The organism is Paludisphaera mucosa (assembly GCF_029589435.1).
Taxonomy (GTDB): domain Bacteria; phylum Planctomycetota; class Planctomycetia; order Isosphaerales; family Isosphaeraceae; genus Paludisphaera; species Paludisphaera mucosa.
Genome location: NZ_JARRAG010000002.1, coordinates 1491927 through 1510440 on the forward strand (window position 1 = coordinate 1491927; position 18514 = coordinate 1510440).

General features: G+C 71.9%; 18 protein-coding genes. 12 read left to right on the top strand and 6 right to left on the bottom strand.

What is annotated here, in order from left to right; genetic code table 11:
* Window positions 1-37: 37 nt before the first annotated feature.
* Window positions 38-508 carry a SprT family zinc-dependent metalloprotease gene (locus PZE19_RS15510; protein ID WP_277861541.1) on the top strand — a complete coding sequence of 157 codons (471 nt, stop codon included), beginning with the start codon at window positions 38-40 and terminating at the stop codon, window positions 506-508.
* A gap of 72 nt (window positions 509-580) precedes the next feature.
* Here PZE19_RS15510 and PZE19_RS15515 read toward each other — a convergent pair whose 3' ends face one another.
* Together PZE19_RS15515 and PZE19_RS15520 are read right to left on the bottom strand one after the other, a co-directional pair.
* Window positions 581-904 carry a hypothetical protein gene (locus tag PZE19_RS15515; protein ID WP_277861542.1) on the bottom strand — a complete coding sequence of 108 codons (324 nt, stop codon included), beginning with the start codon at window positions 902-904 and terminating at the stop codon, window positions 581-583.
* Window positions 905-1119: 215 nt separating this feature from the next.
* Window positions 1120-1743 carry a 3-keto-disaccharide hydrolase gene (locus tag PZE19_RS15520; protein WP_277861543.1) on the bottom strand — a complete coding sequence of 208 codons (624 nt, stop codon included), beginning with the start codon at window positions 1741-1743 and terminating at the stop codon, window positions 1120-1122.
* 202 nt (window positions 1744-1945) lie between these two features.
* On the opposite strand from PZE19_RS15520, the gene hpnC reads away from it, so the two are divergent.
* The 3 genes from hpnC to hpnE are packed head-to-tail and all read left to right on the top strand — an operon-like array spanning window position 1946 to window position 5374.
* Window positions 1946-2929: a squalene synthase HpnC gene (hpnC, locus tag PZE19_RS15525; protein WP_277861544.1), complete on the top strand. Its 984-nt coding sequence runs from the start codon at window positions 1946-1948 to the stop codon at window positions 2927-2929.
* Window positions 2926-3846: a phytoene/squalene synthase family protein gene (locus tag PZE19_RS15530; RefSeq protein ID WP_277861545.1), complete on the top strand. Its 921-nt coding sequence runs from the start codon at window positions 2926-2928 to the stop codon at window positions 3844-3846. The genes hpnC and PZE19_RS15530 overlap by 4 nt, the downstream gene beginning before the upstream one ends.
* A 22-nt stretch (window positions 3847-3868) precedes the next feature.
* Window positions 3869-5374, top strand: coding sequence for a hydroxysqualene dehydroxylase HpnE (gene hpnE / locus PZE19_RS15535; RefSeq protein WP_277861546.1), 1506 nt, complete (start codon window positions 3869-3871; stop codon window positions 5372-5374).
* Window positions 5375-5383: 9 nt separating this feature from the next.
* On the opposite strand, the gene PZE19_RS15540 is transcribed toward hpnE, so the two are convergent.
* A complete protein-coding gene (locus tag PZE19_RS15540) occupies window positions 5384-8413 on the bottom strand; it encodes a tetratricopeptide repeat protein (protein WP_277861547.1) in 3030 nt (1009 codons plus the stop codon).
* A 154-nt stretch (window positions 8414-8567) separates the two neighbouring features.
* A complete protein-coding gene (locus tag PZE19_RS15545; RefSeq protein WP_277861548.1) occupies window positions 8568-10139 on the bottom strand; it encodes a thiamine phosphate synthase in 1572 nt (523 codons plus the stop codon).
* A gap of 176 nt (window positions 10140-10315) precedes the next feature.
* On the opposite strand from PZE19_RS15545, the gene PZE19_RS15550 reads away from it, so the two are divergent.
* The 8 genes from PZE19_RS15550 to PZE19_RS15585 all read left to right on the top strand — a co-directional run bounded on the left by PZE19_RS15550 (window position 10316) and on the right by PZE19_RS15585 (window position 16948).
* On the top strand, window positions 10316-10912 hold the full coding sequence (locus PZE19_RS15550; RefSeq protein ID WP_277861549.1) for a glutathione peroxidase: 597 nt from the start codon (window positions 10316-10318) through the stop codon (window positions 10910-10912).
* A gap of 58 nt (window positions 10913-10970) precedes the next feature.
* A complete protein-coding gene (locus tag PZE19_RS15555; RefSeq protein ID WP_277861550.1) occupies window positions 10971-11585 on the top strand; it encodes a macro domain-containing protein in 615 nt (204 codons plus the stop codon).
* A gap of 123 nt (window positions 11586-11708) precedes the next feature.
* Complete coding sequence (locus PZE19_RS15560; RefSeq protein ID WP_277861551.1) at window positions 11709-12443, top strand: hypothetical protein; 735 nt, start codon at window positions 11709-11711, stop codon at window positions 12441-12443.
* 26 nt (window positions 12444-12469) lie between these two features.
* A complete protein-coding gene (locus PZE19_RS15565) occupies window positions 12470-13789 on the top strand; it encodes an efflux RND transporter periplasmic adaptor subunit (protein WP_277861552.1) in 1320 nt (439 codons plus the stop codon).
* Window positions 13790-13792: 3 nt separating this feature from the next.
* Entirely contained in the window at window positions 13793-14491 is a 699-nt protein-coding gene (locus PZE19_RS15570; RefSeq protein WP_368411362.1) for an ABC transporter ATP-binding protein, read from the top strand.
* Window positions 14492-14573: 82 nt separating this feature from the next.
* The gene (locus PZE19_RS15575) at window positions 14574-15134 is read left to right on the top strand and encodes a Uma2 family endonuclease (RefSeq protein WP_277861553.1); all 561 of its coding nucleotides are present in this window, start codon (window positions 14574-14576) and stop codon (window positions 15132-15134) included.
* A gap of 16 nt (window positions 15135-15150) precedes the next feature.
* Window positions 15151-15711 (top strand): Uma2 family endonuclease, encoded by a 561-nt coding sequence (locus tag PZE19_RS15580; RefSeq protein ID WP_277861554.1) that lies wholly within the window; start codon window positions 15151-15153, stop codon window positions 15709-15711.
* Window positions 15712-15730: 19 nt separating this feature from the next.
* Window positions 15731-16948: an ABC transporter permease gene (locus PZE19_RS15585; RefSeq protein ID WP_277861555.1), complete on the top strand. Its 1218-nt coding sequence runs from the start codon at window positions 15731-15733 to the stop codon at window positions 16946-16948.
* Window positions 16949-16966: 18 nt separating this feature from the next.
* Here PZE19_RS15585 and PZE19_RS15590 read toward each other — a convergent pair whose 3' ends face one another.
* The gene (locus PZE19_RS15590; RefSeq protein ID WP_277861556.1) at window positions 16967-17971 is read right to left on the bottom strand and encodes a formylglycine-generating enzyme family protein; all 1005 of its coding nucleotides are present in this window, start codon (window positions 17969-17971) and stop codon (window positions 16967-16969) included.
* A 109-nt stretch (window positions 17972-18080) separates the two neighbouring features.
* The gene (locus PZE19_RS15595; RefSeq protein WP_277861557.1) at window positions 18081-18467 is read right to left on the bottom strand and encodes a hypothetical protein; all 387 of its coding nucleotides are present in this window, start codon (window positions 18465-18467) and stop codon (window positions 18081-18083) included.
* Window positions 18468-18514: the final 47 nt, after the last annotated feature.

The following is an 18514-nucleotide window of genomic DNA, read 5'->3' on the forward strand; positions in this document are numbered from 1 at the left end:
CCGATCCGGATCTTTCGCTCGAGACGCGCTGAAAAGCATGGACACAAACTCGACCCTCCCCACCAACGGCCGCGCGACCGCGCGCGAAGGCGTCGACGGCATGTCGTCGGCGTCGGAGATCCGCAAGCCGGCGCAGCTCCCCAGCCGGTTCGACGTGCCGGTCTCGGCCATCGGGCCGCTCTTCCGGGCCCGCCTCGACCGGATCTTCCCCTGCCGGGTCGACTTCGACCTGGACGTCAACGTCCGCGCCACGGCGCGCGTCCTCGGCGGCTACTACCGGTCGCGTCGCCTCGTCCGGCTCTACGTCCACGACACCGAGCAGGGCCGCCGGCCGCTGGAGGAGCTGTTCGACACGTTCCTCCACGAGATCGCCCACCACCTCGAATACACCGAGCCGGGGAGCTTCTCGGCGCGGGCCTGCGGCCGCGTCCCGGGCCGCATGCACAGCCGCGTCTTCTGGAAGATCCTCGGCGAGCTGAAATACCGCTGGGTCTGCCTGCAGAGCTGAGCAGGGGCAAGACGTCCTTTGGTGGAACGATGTCGTGGTTCCGCTGGAAAGTCTTCGCGACGTCAGGATCGCTCAATATTGGGAAACGGAGACGTTCCTGACGATGTCTCTTGCCTCCTCGTCGCCGAACAAGAACCGCACCCGCTCCTCCAAGGATTTGTACGCCTCCCGGGAATCGACTCTGCCCATCAGGTAAACCTGTGCGGCGGACGAAATCTCGATCTCGACGCTTGCGAATTGCGGCTCACGCAAGATTGGGCGATGCTTGCCGAGCTTGAGGTCCGTATACCGTCGGTAGAGATGTTCCACCCCCACAATCGCGCCCGACACGAACCCGATGATCCCGCCGCAGGCGATCGCGGCCAGGATTCCCGCGAGGCAAAGGGCTCTCCGCATCGGCAATACTCCGGTAATGGCAAGGCCAACCCGATCAGCCCCCGGTCGTGCCGTTGCTTTCCGATAAAGGGCGATGACGACGAGCCCTCGTGCGACTGACGATGATCGGCTCCTCACGAGTCGACGTCGGCCCACAGCCAGGCGCCCCCGTCCCTCGCACGGGCACGGGGGCGTCGACCCCTCACCGACGCCCCCGGGACGTCCGAGCCTTCCGTTCAGTTCAGCTCCTCGATGCTCAGGTCCTTGTAGCGGACCTCCATCGCGGGGCCGACGTGGACCTGCAGGGCGATGATCCCCTCGTCGGGGAACTCCTTGTCCTCGCGGTCGATCACGGTGACGCCGTTGAGGACGACCGTCAGGCGCTTGCCCTTGAAGGTGATGGCGAAGTCGTTCCAGTCGCCTTCCTTGACGATCTTGGCGGCCTCGGCCTCCGGGTAGCGCTCGAGGATGCCGCGGCCGCGCTCCTCGTACAGCAGGCCCCAGTAGCCGACGGCCACGTCGGCCTGCGGGCCCGAGACGGCCCCGTCGTCGGCGCGCTTGCTGCGGACCTGGATGCCCGAGTTGCCGTTGCGGAGCTTCACCTTGGCCTTGAGCGTGAAGTCCTTGTACGGCTTCGCCGTGACCAGGAACTCGTTCTTCTTGAGGTCGCCGGCGGTCCGGCCCACGATCACGCCGTCCTCGACGGCGAAGAGGGCCTTGTCGGCGGGCGTGACCCAGCCGTCGAGGTCCTTGCCGTTGAACAGCGGCTTGCCGGCGCTCTGGGCGAGGGCCGCCGTCGCCGGGAGCAGGAACGTCGCCGCGAGCAGGGTCGCGAGACGGGTCGTCGTCGATGGGCGCATGGTCGTTTTCCCCTGGGTGTTCGGTCGCACGCCGCGGCCGATCGCGTCGGCCGGCGGAGACGCGCCGATTGTCACGGGGCCGCGGGGCGCGGTCAATGGGCCGCCCGGCGCCCGACTGGCGGGACGGGCCGGCCGCCTGTAGAATCAAGCCCGACCACGCCCCGGCCGTGCGAGGCCGGCCCCGCAAGCGGAGCGACCAGGGATGACGTTCGAGACGGACCTCCGGCGATTCGGCCCCCCGGCCTGCGAGACCGTCTCGCCCCGGGACGCGCTCACTTATTGCGCGCGGCTGACTTCGACGCACTACGAGAACTTCAGCGTCGTCACCTGGCTGACCCCCCGCGAGCACCGGCCGGCCTTCCAGTCGATCTACGCCTTCTGCCGCTGGTCCGACGACCTGGGCGACGAGGTCGGCGACCCCGCCCGATCGCTGGAGCTGCTCGACTGGTGGCGCGGCGAGCTGGACGCGATGTTCGACGGCCGCGCCCGCCACCCCGTCATGATCGCCCTGCGCGAGACCGTCGGGCGCTACGGCATCCCCCCCGGCCCGTTCCACGCGCTGATCGACGCCTTCGTCCAGGACCAGACGGTCGTCGACTACGCGACGTTCGACCAGCTCCGCGACTACTGCACCCGATCGGCCGACCCGGTGGGCCGGCTCGTGCTGTACGTCGCCGGGGCCTTCGACGAGGCCAACGCCCGGCTCTCCGACTCGACCTGCACGGCGCTCCAGCTCGCGAACTTCTGGCAGGACGTCGCCCGCGACCTGGACATCGGCCGCATCTATCTGCCCCGCGAGGACCGCGAGCGATTCGGCGTCCGCGACGACGACCTGAAGGCGCGTCGCTTCACCCCGGCCTTCGGCGAGATGCTGAAGTTCGAGGTGGCGCGGACGCGCGAGCTGTTCGACGCCGGCCGACCGCTGGTCGCCCGCATCCCCGGCGAGTTCGCGGTCGACGTCGACCTCTTCTCGCGCGGCGGCCTGGAGATCCTCAAGAAGATCGAGGCGTGCGGATACGACGTGCTGTCCGCGCGGCCGTCGCTAGGCAAGGCCGCGAAGGTCCGGCTGCTGGCCCGCGCGATGCTCGGCCTGGCCCGGGCCCGCCTGACCGGCGGCGGCGCACGCCGTCTCGACCCCGCCCCCCCGCTGGCCGCGGCGGCCCCGCGCGGGGAGAGCCCCCGGTGACGCCCGACGCCCGGCTCGCGGAGAGCCATCGCTTCTGCGGCGAGGTCGCCCGCCGCGAGGCCCGCAACTTCTACCACGCCTTCCGGCTCCTGCCGCCGGACCGGCGGCGGGCGATGTGCGCGCTCTACGCCTTCATGAGGCATTCGGACGACCTGGCCGACGACGAGGCCCCGGCGGCCGACAAGGTCCGGGCGCTGGCCTCCTGGCGGCGGGACCTCGACGACGCGCTCGCGGGAAAGCCCTCGACCTGGCCCGGCCTGGTCGCGCTGGCCGACACCGTCCGGGTCGCCGCGATCCCGCCGACGCTCCTGCACGAGGTGATCGATGGCGTGGAGATGGACCTGTCCCCCCGGCGATTCGCCGACTTCGACGAGCTGGCCGACTACTGCCGCCACGTGGCCTCGGCCGTCGGCCTCTGCTGCATCCACATCTGGGGATACGAGTCCGAACACGGCCGCGCCGAACGCCTGGCCGACCGCTGCGGCCTGGCCTTGCAGATCACCAACATCCTCCGCGACGTCCGCGAGGACGCCGAGAACGGCCGGGTCTACTTCCCCGCCGACGACCTCGCACGCCACGGCGTCGCCGACCGCGACCTGCTCGCGGCGAAGACCGGCCCGGCCCTGCGGCGGCTGCTCGAAGACTACGCGGCGCGGGCCTACGGCTTCTACGACGAGGCGGCCGGGCTCGTCCCGCTCGTCGCCCCCGTCGGCCGGCCGGTGCTCCTGACGATCGTCGGCATCTACCGGGCGCTCCTCGACGAGATCGTCCGCCGCGACTACGACGTCCTCGCCGGCCGCACTTCGGTCCCGCGCTGGCGGAAGGTCGCCATCGCCCTGCGTTCGCTCCCCTCGCGCTATTTCGGCCCGGGCCGCCGCGACGCCGGCACCCCCCGCAAGCCCGACTTGGTCTCCTGAGCCGATGCCGAGGCCGCCCGCGATGATGCGCAACCCCCCTCCCCCGCCCCACCTCGTGATCGTCGGCGGCGGCCTCGCCGGGCTGGCGACGGCGGCGACGCTCGTCGACCGGGGGCTGCGGATCACCCTGCTGGAGAGCCGCCCCCGGCTGGGCGGCCGGGCCAGCTCGTTCACCGATCCCGTCACGGGCGAACTCGTCGACAACTGTCAACACGTCAGCATGGTCTGCTGCACGAACCTCGACGACTTCTGCCGCCGGGTGGGGATCGCGGGCCTCTTCCGCCGCGAGCCGACGATCACGTTCCTGGGTCCCGACGGCCGAACGTCGACCCTCCGCGCCGGGTTCGGCCCCGCGCCCTTCCACCTCGGGGGCAGCTTCCTGCGGGCGAAGTACCTGGGGTGGGGGGACAAGATGCGGGTCGCCTACGGCCTGGCCCGGCTGGCCCTCGACCGCGACGCCGGCGGGGGCGACCGCCGCGACGAGTCGTTCGCCGACTGGCTCTGGAGGCACGGCCAGAACGTCCGCACGATCCACCTGTTCTGGGCGACGGTCCTGGTCTCGGCGCTCAATGAGCGGCTCGACCAGATGGACGTCGGCCTGGCCCGCCAGGTGTTCGTCGACGGCTTCCTGATGAACCGCGAGGGCTTCCAAATGGAGGTCCCCTCCGCCCCGCTCGGCGAGCTTTACGGCGCCCGGCTGGAGACGTGGCTCCGCGACCGCGGCGTCGACGTCCGCCTGACGACCGGCGTGCGGTCGATCGACGCCGACGAGGACGGCTCGACCGTGCGCGGGGTGACGCTCCGCAACGGCGAGACGATCGACGCCGACATGGTCGTGGCGGCCGTCCCGTTCGACCGCGTCGGCGGCCTGCTCGACCCGGCGATCCGCGGCCGCGTGCCGGCGATCGAGGGCCTGGGCCGGTTGGAATCCTCGCCCATCACCGGCGTCCACCTCTGGTTCGACCGCCCCGTCTGCCCGCTCGACCACGCCGTCGCCCCGGGCCGGTTCCTCCAGTGGGTCTTCAACCACACGGCGCTCCAGGGCCGCAGCCCGAAGGGGGGCGGCCAGTACCTTCAGGTCGTCATCAGCGCCTCGTACGACCTGGCCTGGATGAGCAAGGAGATGATCCGCGACGCCGTGCTGGCCGACCTGGCGGAGATGTGGCCGGCCGCGGAGGACGCGAATCTCGTCCGCTGGTGGGTCGTCACCGAGCACGGCGCGACGTTCGCCCCCCGGCCGGGCGTGGCCGCGCTCCGCCCCCCCCAGAGGACGCCCGTCGACGGCCTCTTCCTCGCCGGCGACTGGACCGACACCGGCTGGCCCGCCACGATGGAGGGCGCCGTCCGCAGCGGCTACCTGGCGGCCCAGGGGATCCTCGAAGACCTCGACCGCCCCGCCCGCCTCCTCCGCCCCGACCTGACTCCCGACCGCCTGGCCGGCCGGCTGCTGACGCCCCAGGCCGACTCGGGCGGGCTGCGGTTCGCGCCCGACTTCGAGGAGGTCTCGCCCGAGCCGGCCGGCGGCTGACGGGCCGAGTCAGGTCCGGCTGGGGGCGGGCTTGGCATCGGGACCCGGGGGCTTGGCGGCCGGGGAGAGGCCGCGGAGCCACGCGGCCGCGGCGGCGCGGCCCCAGTCGTTGGCGTGGTCGGGGCCGAGGCAGGCTTCGAGGTACCGGCGCGCGTCCTCGGCGCGTCCGTGGTTGAGGAGGAACCGGGCGACGAGGAACCGCATGGGGAGGCGGTTCTCGGGCGGGGTTTCGGCGAGGACCGCCTCGACGGCCTCGAGGTCGAGCGGCCCGGCGCCGGCCGCCGTCGACCCCAGGAGGAGCGAGCAGATCGCCGACGACTTGGGCGCCTGGTCCTTGAGGTCGCCGACCAGCTTTCGCAGCAGCGCGTCGCGCTTCTCCGCGGCCCCCGTCTGGTCGTAGACGAGCATCAGGAGGCTCTCGACGCTGGGGTCGGGCTTCGTTTCGCGCATGCGCTCGAGCACGCGGGCCGCGTCGTCCGGCTCGCCTTCGATCCAGTGGAAGTAGGCCTGGCCGTAGGGGGTCGCGAGGCCCGAGCCGCGGACGGCGGCCCTCGCCAGCCGTCGGGAGGTTTCGAGGTCCCCCTTGCCCGTGCGCTGGCAGAAGCGATACCAGTATTCCCAGTTGGCGGGATAGCGTTCCGCGACGTTCCGCACCCAGGCCTCGGCGGAGTCCAGGTCGCCGAGCCGCTCGTCGACCTCCGAGGCGCAGAGCATGGCCCAGCCGGCCCAGGTCTGCGCCGCCTCGTCGGCGTAGGGCTTGGCCCTCTCGGGCTGTCCCTGCGACAGGAAGTACTTCGCGATCCGGACGCGGACCTGGGCGTGGCCGAGGCCCGCGTCCTCGGTGTTCTCCAGGTAGGCGTCGAGCGTGGCGAGCCAGCGCTTGCGGTCGCCCTCGCCCTCGTAGCAGGCCGCGAGCTTCTCGTAGGCCTGCCGGTCGGGGGACCGCTGGACGAAGCGGACCAGCCACTCCCGCGCCTCGGCGAAACGCTTCAGGTCGAGGTACTGGAAGCCCAGGGCGCGCTGGAACGCCGGCTGGTCTCCGTCGCTCTTCACCCACTCGTCGAGCCTCGCCTGCGAACGGTCCCAGTCCTGCCGGATCAAGATCGCCTTGGCGTACGGGTTGCGCGGGCTGACCCGGAGCAGGACCTCGGCCGGCGGCGTCTGCTTGACCGGGACCTCGGCGATCACGAGGGAGAGGTCGCGGGCGGTGCGCGACGCATGGCCCTCGGCGACCGCCCAGTAGCTTTTGGGATCTTTCTTCCCGTCCCCGGAGATCAGTCGCAGCATGTCGTGCTCGGTCGGTTCCAGGTCGCCGATCTCGAACGTCTTGGCGAACTCGGCGAACGCGCGGGCCTCGGCCGGGTCCTTCGTCAACGCGCCCAGGTAGGGTCGGTAGCGGTGGCCGTCGACCAGGGGCCGCACCTCGTCCCAGTAGTCGTCGACGGGGACGCCCCAGGTGCGGCTCATGAAGACCAGCCGGCGCTGGACCTGGACGAACCGGGCCTCGCGGGCGAGCTGGGCGAGCGCGCCCCACGGGGGCTCGCCGGCGTCGACGTCCGGCCGCCCGGCCTCGTCGAGGGCGGCGGTCAGGGCCGGATCGTCGGCGTCCTGGCCGAGGGCCGCCTTCACCGCCGCCGGGAGGCCGCTCAGGGCCGCCAGCTTCTCGCGGAAGAAGTGGCGGAAGGCCGCCGGGGCCGCTTCCGTCGACCTGTGCCGGTCGCCCAGCTCGCCGCCGTCGCTGATGAGGTCGAACGCCCGGCCGCAGTCGGGGTCGAGCCGGAGGACGGCCTCGGCCGACTGGACGGCCAGCCGCGTCCCCGGGGGTTGCTCGACGCTCGCCATGTCGAGGAACGCCGCGAGCCGGTCGTGCGGCGGCTTAGCGGCCGCCAGGCGGGCGGAATCGTACTTCAGCGCGGCGTCGATCACGTCGACCCAGCCGGGCGCGGCGGCGGGCTTCTCGGCCCTGGCGTCGAGCGCGGCCGCGGCCTCGAGGTCCTTCGCGGCGGCGAAATGGACGCCGACGAGCGTGCGGACGAACGCCCGGCAGCGGAGCGCGAAGGCCGAATCGGGGGCCCGGGCCGCGAGCCGCTCCGCATAGAGCATCGCGCGGGCCTGGAAGGTGCGATGCACCGCGCTCCAGTGGTGGGCGGTCAGCGCGGCGAGCTGCGCATAGGCTCGCGCCAGCGCGCCCAGGCGCTCCGGCGACTCGCCCTCCTCGCGAAGGGACCGGTGCAGGGCGCGCACCGCCTCGAAGTGGTCGACGAGCCCCAGCGTGGCCAGCCTCGCCTCGACCCCCTCCGGCGCCGCGCCTTCGGCGACGGCCCGATTCGGCCCCCCCTTCCCGCCGATCCGGTCCAGCAGCGCCGGGAATTCGGCCCGGGTCATCCCCTCCAGGATCGCGGCGAGCCGCAGGGGGTAGTCGTCGGCGTCGGGCCCGTCGCCCAGCTTCCTGGCGAGCGAAGGCTCGATGAGCCCGGCCGGGCGCTTCCCGTCCAGCTCGCGGGCGAGCACGCGGGTCTGCCTTTCGTTGAAGTTGCTGCTGATCTCCGCGGGATGGGGCCCGCCGGCGGGCGGCGCCTCGCCGTCGAGCAGCTCGTCGCGCGTCGCCAGCCCGCGCTCCTCGCGTGCGGCGAGGAGGACCGCCTGGCGGACCAGCTCGCGGTCGAGGAGCTTCTGCTGCGAGACGTAGACCCCGGTGGCGTCCTTCGGGCCGTCCGGCTTGCCGAGGAAGGCCGTCGCGCGCCCGCCCGCCTCCGGCTTCCGGATCGTCAGGAGGCTCCGGACGTCGATCTGCGACTGGGGGCTGACGTCCATCGACCCCGGAGGCCGGGGCGGCCTCGCCGCGCGGGCCGGCGGCGGCCGGTCCTCGACGCTCGGGGTCCAGTCGACCTGGCTCCAGACGAACGCGGCCGAGCCGGCGATGACGGCCAGCGCCGCGACCGCGACCAGGGGCCGGCCTCGCTTGCCCGTCGAGGCCCCGTCTCGGGCCGCCCCGCCGGGCTCGCCCGCTTCCGACCCGACCCCTTGCGACGACGACATCGGCGCGGCCCCCTCAGGCCGGCCGCGGGAGCGACGCCCCCGTCGGCCGGAACTATAAAAAAGCGATCATGAATGACCGCGACGTGGTACGAAGATCTTAGTCCTCGCCCCGTCGAAATGCAAAACCCGTCGCGGCGAATCCGGCGCGGCGGGCTCAGCGGCCGTCGGCCGCGGCGTCGAGCGCCGCGCGGAGGGCGGCGGCGGCGGCGCGGGGGCGATCGGCCTTCACGACGGCGGCGCTGACGGCGATGCGCGAGGCGCCCGCTTCGAGGACGCGGTCGACGTTGGTCGCGTCGACGCCGCCGATGGCGAACCAGGGGAGGTTCGTCGTCTCGGCGACGGTGCGGACGTAGGCCAGGCCGGCCAGCTCGGGCTCGGCGAAGTCCTTGGTCGCGCTGGGGAAGACCGGGCCGACGCCGAGGTAGCCCGCGCCCGAGACGATCGCGGCGTCGAGCTGGGCCCGTTCGTGGGTCGAGACCCCGATGACGAGGTTGGGCCCGACGATCCGCCGCGCGTCGCGGACGGTGACGTCGTCCTGGCCCAGGTGGACGCCATCGGCGCCGGACAGTCGCGCCAGGTCGGGGCGGTCGTTGAGGATGAACCGGGCCTTGGCCTGCGCGGTCAGGATCCGGACCTCGCGGGCGCGGGTGAGCAGCTCGCGGTCGGGGAGGCCCTTCTCCCGGAGCTGGATCACGTCGGCGCCGCCGGCCAGGGCCTCGCCGACGATCCAGGTCACGTCGCCCAGGGTCGGCAGGCCGCCGACGAGGACCATCAGCCGGCAGTCGGCGAGCGAGCGGTAGGCGTGGACCGCCGTCATCATCAGCTTTTCGAGCGTGTAGACGTCGTAGCGGAGGACCTCGAAGCGGCCGGCGAGCCAGACGTCGACGAGCTTGCCGTACTCTTCGAGCGAGCGGAGGGCCTCGCCGGTGCGCTTGAAGTTGGCGGCGAGCACGGCGCGGGGGTTCTCGCGGACTTGCTCGGAGTGGGTCATGATGTGCGTGCCGACGTCCTCGCGGGTGTCGCGCGCGGCGAGCAGCAGGTCGGGGTCGAAGCCGCGGAGGGCGTCGGCCAGCCGGTGCCGGGCCTCCTTGAGCCGGCGGGTCAGGCCGGGGTCGTCGAGCACGAACCGGGCGTAGTCCTCGACGACCCGCAGTCCCTCGCGGGCCCGGTTGGCCGAGGCGTCGAGGACCCGCGCCAGGTCGACGGTGCGGGTCGAGTCCGACAGGTCGAGCGGCGGGCCCTCCAGCGGCGGCAACGGCTCGACTTCGGCCTCGTCGCGGATGAGCGCGTCGCGGAGGCCGTCGAGGTCGAGCCCGGCGTCGCGGAGCGGTTCCAGGACGAAGGCCGCCTCGGCGACCAGGCCGGCCAGCAGGTGCTCGGTGCCGACGCTCGCCTTGCGGCCGTCGGCCCGCGCCCGGGCCGTCGCCTCGCCGACGACCGCTCGGATGGCCGACGACCTAGGCGAATCGACCGCGGGCTCGTCGAGCAGGCCGTAGCCCGCCGCCTCGATCGCGTCCTCGTCGAGCCGGGCCGCGCCCAGGGCCTCGCGGACGTCCTGCGGGGCCATGCCGTACTCGGCGACCAGCTCCGAGGCGCGGGATTCCGGCTCGTCGAGCAGGGCGGCGAGCAGGTCGGCCGGCTCGACGGCCGCCGCGCCCCGCGACCGCGCCCGGCTCGCGGCCCGATCCATCGCGCGCCGGGCGCCCGGCGTCAACGTCTCATCCATCGCGTCCTCGATCCTCGCCGCCCCGACCCCGGCCGCCGGCCGAAAGGTTGAACTCTTGATTGACGTCTCTTGAAAAACCCATCGTACGACAAGAAGATGAACGCTGTCGGCCTCGCCGCGACGACCCCCCCCGGTCATCCCCCCAAGCGCCCGCTCCCCAAGTGAGGACCCCCACCGTGCTCGGACGATTCCTGCTCGCCTGCCCGCTCCTCCTCGCCCTCGGCCTCGCCGTGGCCGCCTTCGCCGCGAATCCGGCGGCGGCCGCCGACGACAAGAAGCCGGCCTCGGTCCTCGACTTCCACGTCAAGGACATCGACGGCGCCGACGTGGCCCTGTCGAAGTACCAGGGCAAGGTGCTCCTGCTCGTGAACACCGCCAGCCAGTGCGGCCTCACCCCGCAGTACAAGGGGCTGGAAGAGGTCTACAAGAAGTATAAGGACCAGGGCCTGGAAGTGCTCGCCTTCCCCGCCAACGAGTTCGGCAAGCAGGAGCCGGGCACCGACGACGAGATCAAGCAGTTCTGCAGCACCAAGTACAACGTGACGTTCCCGCTCTTCTCGAAGATCGTCGTCAAGGGCCAGGGGATCCACCCGCTCTACCAGTACCTGACGAACGAGTCGACGAACCCCAGCTACGCCGGCCCCATCGGCTGGAATTTCGCCAAATTCCTCGTCAACCGCAAGGGCGAGGTCGTCGCCCGGTTCGACCCCAAGACGACGCCCGAGTCGCCCGAGGTCCAGGCGGCCCTGGAGAAGGCCCTGGCCGAGAAGTGAGCCGGTAGGGGACGGGCCGACGATCACGACCGGAGGGCCTGCGACGGAGCGAATCGCGATGCTGCAGGCCCTCTGGCTGATCCACCCCGACGAGGCGGCGTGCGAGGCCTTCCGGCGCCGCTTCGCGGGCCTGCCGGGCGTGCGCGTCGTCCGGGCGCGGTTCGAGGAGCTGGAACCGCACGACTGCTTCGTCACCGCCGGCAACGCCTTCGGCATCATGACGGCCGGGATCGACGCGGCCGTCGTGCAATACTTCGGCGAGCCGCTCATGGGGCGGGTCCAGCACAGGATCATGGACGAGTATTTCGGCGAGCAGCCGGTCGGGACGGCCTTCGTGCTGGAGACCGGCCGTGAGGCCGTCCCGTTCCTGTGCCACGCCCCGACGATGCGGGTCCCCGGCGGCATCGACGGGACCGACAAGGTGTACAGCGCGACGTGGGCGGCCATCCTGGCGATCCACGCCCACAACCGCGCCGCCGATCGGAAGATCGAGGTCGCCGCGTTCCCGGCGATGGGGACGGGCTTCGGGGGCGTGACCTTCGACGAGGCGGCGCGGCAGATGGCGGCGGCCTACCGCCACTTCCTCGAACCCCCTCATCGCCTGGACTGGGACTTCGTCGTCGAACGCCAGCGGGCGATCCAGTACGACGGCGACCGCCAGGTCGTCCGCTGAACGCCTGCGCACCGGTCCCGAACGATTCACGCGCCGCGCCTGAAACCTTCGGCGCGTGACTCGGGTAACCCGATGCGATACATTCGCGTTCGCCGGATCCATCCGGGGGAAGAGCACGCCGCGATGGAACTCGCCGCAACGCTGGGGACGTCGGGATCGATCAGGGTCGAGGAGCCTCGCGGGGCCCCGATGCTGGGGCTCTGGCTCGCGCTGATGCTGGCGCTGTACGCGGCGATGTGGGCGTCCGGGGGCCGGTCCGCGGCGCTGACGACGGCGCTCGAGGGGGGCGTGACGCGGATCGAGCGCGACGGCGCGGCCGCGCCGAGCGACGAGGCGGTGCGCAAGGCGGTCGCGATGCAGCGGGCCGCGTTCGGGTTCTGGGCGACGGTCCGGCTGCTGGGCGACTTCCTCTTCGAGCCGGCGGCGATGGCGCTCCGCGCCGGGGCGGCGGCCGTCGGCTTCACGGCCTGCGCGGCGCTCGCGGGGAGGCCCTTGAAGTTCGAGCCGGCCTGGGCCGGCTGCGTGCGGCTCCAGGGCTGGTGGGTGCTCGGCCTGGCGGTCCGGCTCGGCCTCGTCGTCTGGCTGCGCCGCAGCGAGGACGACGTCGACACGTCGCTCGCCCTCTTCCTGCCGCCCGGGACGCACCAGGCGGCCGTCTGGCTGGCCTTGCGGGGGCTCGACGCCTTCGCGATCGTCGGCTGGCTGGCGCTCGCCCTGGCGGGGCGCCGTCGCGGCGACGCCAACCTGGCGGTCGCGCTGGGGCTCTGCGGCGTGCTCGGGGCGGTCGAGCTGGCGGCGAGGGTCGGCGCGGCGTGGTTCGTGGGCTCGGCGATGCGGCTGGCGCTGATCGCGTCGTGATTCGGACTCGACGAGGAGGGATGCTCATGATGCGCGGCGTGGCGACGGTGCTCGGGGTCTGCGTCCTGGCGGCGGGGCTGGCGGCGATGAACGCCGCGCGGCGGCCGGGCAACGTCAAGCTGGACTGGGCCCTGGTCCGCACCCCCTCGCGGAAGGTGCTGGCCGAGCCGCTGGCGCGGGCGACGATCGTGCGCACGATCACGGCCTCGGGCAAGGTCGAGTCGGTCGAGGAGGCGGAGATCGCCAGCCAGATCATCGGCCGGGTGATCGCCGTCAAATTCAAGGAGGGCGACGCCGTCAAGACGGGCGACGTCCTGGTCGAGATCGACCCGACCGACGCCCAGGCGAAGCTCGACTCGACCAAGGCGCGGATCTCCCGCCTGGACGCCGCGATCAACCAGTCGGATTCCGACCTGAAAAAGGCCCGCCGCGACGCCGACCTGGCGGCCAAGCTCGCCGGCCGCGGCTACTCGACCCCCACCGAGCTGGCCGACTCGTTCACCGCCCTGGCGAAGGCCGAGGCCGCCCTGTCGATGAGCCGCAACGAGCTGATCGAGTCCGAGGCGATGCGTCGGGCCAGCGAGGAGGACGTCCGGCGGACGATCATCCGGGCCCCGATGGACGGCGTCGTCTCGAACATCAACGTCGACGTCGGCGAGATCGTCATCGCCGGCACGACGAACCTGCCCGGCTCGGTGCTGATGAAGGTCTGCGACCTGGGCCGGATGCGGGTGCGGGCCGACGTCGACGAGACCGACGTGCCGCTCGTCCGCCCCGGCCAGACGACCCGGGTCTTCCTGCAGTCCGACCAGCTCCGCCCCATCGCCGGCAAGATCGACCGCGTCTCGCCCCAGGGCAAGCTCAAGAAGGACGACGTCGTCGGCTTCGAGACGCTCGTGAACCTGGACGTCGCCCCGCCGACCGGCTCCGCGTCCGACGGCCCCCTGCTCCGCCCCGGCATGAGCGTGACCGTCGAGGTGGAGGTCCGCCGCGGCGAGGAGGCCCTCTCGATCCCCTCGCAGGCGGTCGTCCACCGCCGCCGCAAGGAGCTGCCCGACTCGGCGACGATCCGCGAATGGGCCGGCCGCAACGCCCGGCCGCCCGGCGAGAAGGCCCGCGACGCCGAGCTGAGCTACCTGAAGGTCGTCTTCGTCCTCGAAGGCGGCGTCGCCCGCGCCCGGCCGATCGAGACCGGGCTGAGCGACGAGAGCCGGGTGGAGGTCAAGGCCGGGATCCGCGAGGACGACCGCGTCGTCGTCGGCCCCTTCCACGCCCTCGACGAGATGAAGGACGGCGACCCCGTCGTCCCGGTCGCGACGACGGCCGAGCTGGCCGAGGAGGGCTGAGACATCGAGCCCGACGCGAGCGTCATCCAGCTGCAGGGCGTCGCCAAGCTCTACCGCGTCGGCGAGGAGACGGTCCACGCGCTCCGGGGGGTCGACCTGGCGATCGGGGCCAACGAGCTGGTCGCCGTGATGGGGCCGTCGGGCTCGGGGAAGTCGACTCTGATGAACATCCTCGGCTGCCTCGACGTCCCCACCAGCGGCCGCTATCGGCTCGACGGCCGCGACGTCGCCGCGCTCTCGCAGGCCGACCTGGCCCAGGTGCGCGGGCGTCGGATCGGCTTCGTCTTCCAGACGTTCGAGCTGCTGGCCCGCCAGACGGCCCTTCGGAATGTGGAGCTGCCGATGATCTACTCGGGGGCGTCGGCCTCGCAGCGGAAGCGGCGGGCCGTCGAGGCGCTCGAGCGGGTGGGCCTGGGCGACCGGATGGGCCACCGGCCCAACCAGATGTCGGGCGGCCAGCGCCAGCGGGTGGCGATCGCGCGGGCGATCGTCCAGCGCCCCGCCCTGCTGCTCGCCGACGAGCCCACGGGCAACCTCGACACCCAGACCGGCGAGGAGATCCTCGACCTCTTCGCCGACCTCCACCGCGAGGGCCAGACCATCGTCGTCGTCACCCACGAGCCCGACGTCGCCGCCCGCTGCCGCCGCATCGTCCGCATCCGCGACGGCCGCGTCGAGTCCGACGAATGCCGCGAGCCCTGACCGCCCGGCCCCGGTGGACGGTTTCCGCCCCGTCTGGGACAATGCGACACGACAGGCCTACCGCGCGAAAGGAGCGTCCCCGATGGCGACGGTCGAACAGACGCCCGCCCTGATCACGGCCGAGGAATTCGCCCGGCGGCCCGACTCGGGCATGATCGAGGAACTGGTGCGAGGACGCATCGTCATGTCGCCGCTTCCAAATCGTCGCCACGGCTTCGTCTGCGCCAGGGTCGTCTACTCAATCGGGCGGTTCCTGGAAGATCATGCCCTGGGCCGGGTCTTCGGCAACGACTCGGCCATCGTGATCCGCCGCGATCCCGACACCGTCCGGGGCGCGGACGCGGCCTACTACAGCTTCCAGCGGCTCCCGACGGACGCCGACAACGTCGGCTACGGCCCGGAGATCCCCGAGTTGGCGGTCGAGGTCCTCTCGCCCAGCGACCGCTGGAAGGACGTCATGACCAAGGTCGGCGACTATCTCGGGGCCGGCGTGCTGGCCGTCGTCGTGCTGGATCCTGAAGAGCGGACCGCCCGGATGTTCGAGCCAGACGAGGGACCGCGCACTCTCGGGCCGGAGGACGTCTTGAAATTCGAGGCGGTCCTTCCCGGCTTCGAGGTGGTCGTCGGTCGGCTGTTCGAGTGAACGAGGAGGATCCCCGATGGCGACGGTCGAACAGACGCCCGCCCTGATCACGGCCGAGGAGTTCGCCCGGCGTCCCGACTCGGGGTACGTCGAGGAACTGGTGCGAGGACGCATCATCATGTCGCCGCCCCCGGGAGTCAGGCACGGGATCGTCTGCAACAGGATCGGGAAACTCCTCGCCATCTTCGTGGACGACCATGACCTGGGCTATGTCGTGAACAACGACGCCGGCGTCGTCACCGAACGAGGCCCCGACACGGTGCGAGGCCCCGACGTGTCGTATTACAGCTACGCCCGGCTGCCCAAAGGCGACCCGCCTACCGGCTACAATCCCAGCCCGCCGGAGCTGGTCTTCGAAGTCCTCTCGCCCAGCGACCGCTGGGGCGACGTCCTGCGGAAGGTGGGCGAATACATCAACGCGGGCGTGCTGGTCGTCGTCGTTCTGGATCCGGAAGAGCGGAATGCGCGTCTGTTCGATGCCGCGAAATCGTCGAAGTCTTTCGGCTCGGACGAGGTCCTGCGATTCGAGTCGATCCTGCCGGGCTTCGATGTGACGGTCGGCCGGCTGTTCGAGTGACGTGAACGAGAGGTCCTGAATGCGGATCGCGCTGGCGAACATGGGGAATGCGTTCGAGCAGATCTGGGCGCACCGGCTGCGGTCGATGCTGACCGTGCTGGGGATCGTGATCGCGGTGACGTCGACGCTGACGGTGGTGGGGGTGGTGCAGGGCTTCACGCGATACGTGGCCGAGTTCCTGCAGGGGCTGGGGACGAACGCGATGTGGGTCTGGCCCGAGCGGCCGGCGGGCGAGGCGGGGCGGCGGCTGGGGCGGATCGCGATGGACGAGCGCGACCTCGTCGCGATCGGGCAGAACTGCCCGGCGCTGCGGCGGCTCTCGCCCCTGGTGCGGTCGCCCGCGGTGCTGGTGCAGTCCGGCCGCGAGGAGATGCGGGCGGCGCTCGAGGGGGTGTCGGCCGACTACCTGACGATCCGCAACTTCGACGTCGCGTCGGGCCGGCCGTTCTCGGTGGTCGACGTCGAGGAGCGTCGGGCGGTCTGCATGCTCGGCCGCGAGGTGGCCCGCAAGCTGGAGCTGGGCGACGACGCCGTCGGCCGCTCGCTGCTGATCGAGGGCCGGCGGTTCTCGGTCGTGGGCGTGCTCTCCGAGAAGGGGAGCTTCCTGGGGAACAGCCAGGACGAGCTGATCCTGATCCCCTACACGATGGCCCTCAAAATGTACCCCGCCCAGCTCCGCCGGCTGGCGGCGACGGCGCAGGCGACGTCGGAGAAGGCGGTGCCCGAGGCCCGGGCCCAGATCGTCAACCTGCTGCGGCGGCGGCACCGGCTGGACGCGAACCAGCCCAACGACTTCAACGTCCGGACCCAGGACGAGATCCTCGACGCCTTCAACAGCATGAGCCTGGTGGCCACCGCCGTGCTGGCCGGGATCGTGGGCGTCTCGCTGCTCGTGGGCGGCATCGGCGTCATGAACGTCATGCTGGTCAGCGTCACCGAGCGCACCCGCGAGATCGGCCTGCGCAAGGCCGTCGGCGCGCGGCGGCGCGACATCCTGCTGCAGTTCCTCATCGAGGCCGTGTCGCTCAGCCTGCTGGGCGGCTCCGCCGGCGTGGCGCTGGGCTACGGGCTCTGCTCGCTGGCGAGCCTCCACCCCCAGATGGTCGACGTCGTCATCCCCCTCTGGGCCGTCGCGCTGGGCTTCGGAGTCTCCACGATGACCGGCGTCGTCTTCGGCCTCGTCCCGGCGATCAAGGCGTCGCTGCTCAACCCGATCGACGCGCTCCGGCACGAGTGAGCCGGCCTCGCGCCGCGTTCATCGGCGTCTCCTCGTGACCAGCGAGCGCACGCCCTTGAGGTCCTCCTGCTCGTCGACCGCCCGCACGACGCGGAAGCCGACGAAGTCGGCGTCCCAGACCCACCGGATGCTGCCGTCGGGATCCATCTGGTTCCAGGTCGCGTCCGAGCCCCGCCGCGAGGCGCTACGGCAGGCGGCCGCAGGGTCGGCCCAGGAACCGCCCCGCGCGACGTGCGGGTGGGGCGCCTCCTTCAGAAGAATGACGGGGCCGACCGAGGGCCGGTCTTCGGGCAGCCTCGCATAGGCCTCGGCGACGTAGCGGTCGAGGCACCATTCCGATGCGTTGCCGACGATGTCGTGGAGTCCCCACGGGTTCGCCGCCTTTCGGCCGACGGGCTGCGGCGTCTCGTTCGCGCCGTCGTCGAACCACGCGAAGCGGGCGAGTTCCTTCGGATCGTCGCCGAAGAAGTAGATCGTATTCGTTCCGGCGCGGCAGGCGTATTCCCACTCGGCCTCCGTCGGCAGGCGGTAGATCTTGCCGGTCTTCTTCGAGAGCCAGTGGCAGTATTCCATCGCCGCGTGGTGGCTGACGCCGATGGCCGGGTAGCCCTCGCGGCCGTAGCCCCGCGTCTCGTCGGGATAGGGCGGCGTGGGCCGCGTCACGGCGTCGGCGTCCTTCGCCAGGGCCTCGGCGTTCGTCCGGTTCGAGATGTTCCCGCCCTTGCGGAACTCGGCGTACTCGTCCCAGGTGACCTCGGCCCTGCCCATCCAGAACGGGCGGATCGTGACGGAGCGCCGCGGCCCCTCGTCGCCGCCGCGGCCCGCCTCGCCGGAAGGGCTGCCGATGGCGAACGTGCCGCCGGGGATCGCGACCATGTCGAAGCGGACGGCCGAGTCGGGGATCGCCTCGGTGTAGCCCGCGTGCGGCCGGCCGGAGGGCTCCTGGGCCTCGACGGCCGCCGACGAGGCGGCGACGATCAGGCCGATCGCGACCGACCGTCGGATCACTTCGCGTCGGTCCATCGAGAGCCCCTTTCATGAAACAACGTCGACCGCCATGCGTCGGTCCCGACGCCCGCTCATCCTGTCGATGAGCCGTCGGCGAAGATCGCAGCCTCCGGCGACCGCCGGCTCAACCGCTCTCTCGGCATCGGATCGGTCCGTGGCTCCGGACCGCCAAGGCCGTGCCGGGCTCCCACGTCCCCTTGAGCCAGTTGTTCCATCCCTCCCCCACGCTCCACTCGCTCTCGCCGTCGGAGTAGAGGATCAGGGTGAAGTTCCGGTCTTTGTCGAAGAGCTCGGTGAAGCGGTTCGTGTGACGCACGAACTTGAACGTGCTTGTCGGCTCCCCGGCGGGCCGGATTTCCGTCCAATCGGCTCCGTCGCGTCCAAAGATGGTGCCGGTGAGGCCGTTGTCGGTCGGATAACGCCAGGTGCGCACCGGGCTCTGGCCATCGTCTCCCGCGTCGACCACGCCGCAGGCGAGGATGGCGAGAAGGGCCGCGGAATACCGAATCATGACGCGCTCCCCACCAGGTTGAGGTACGAAGGGACGGGCGGAGCCGG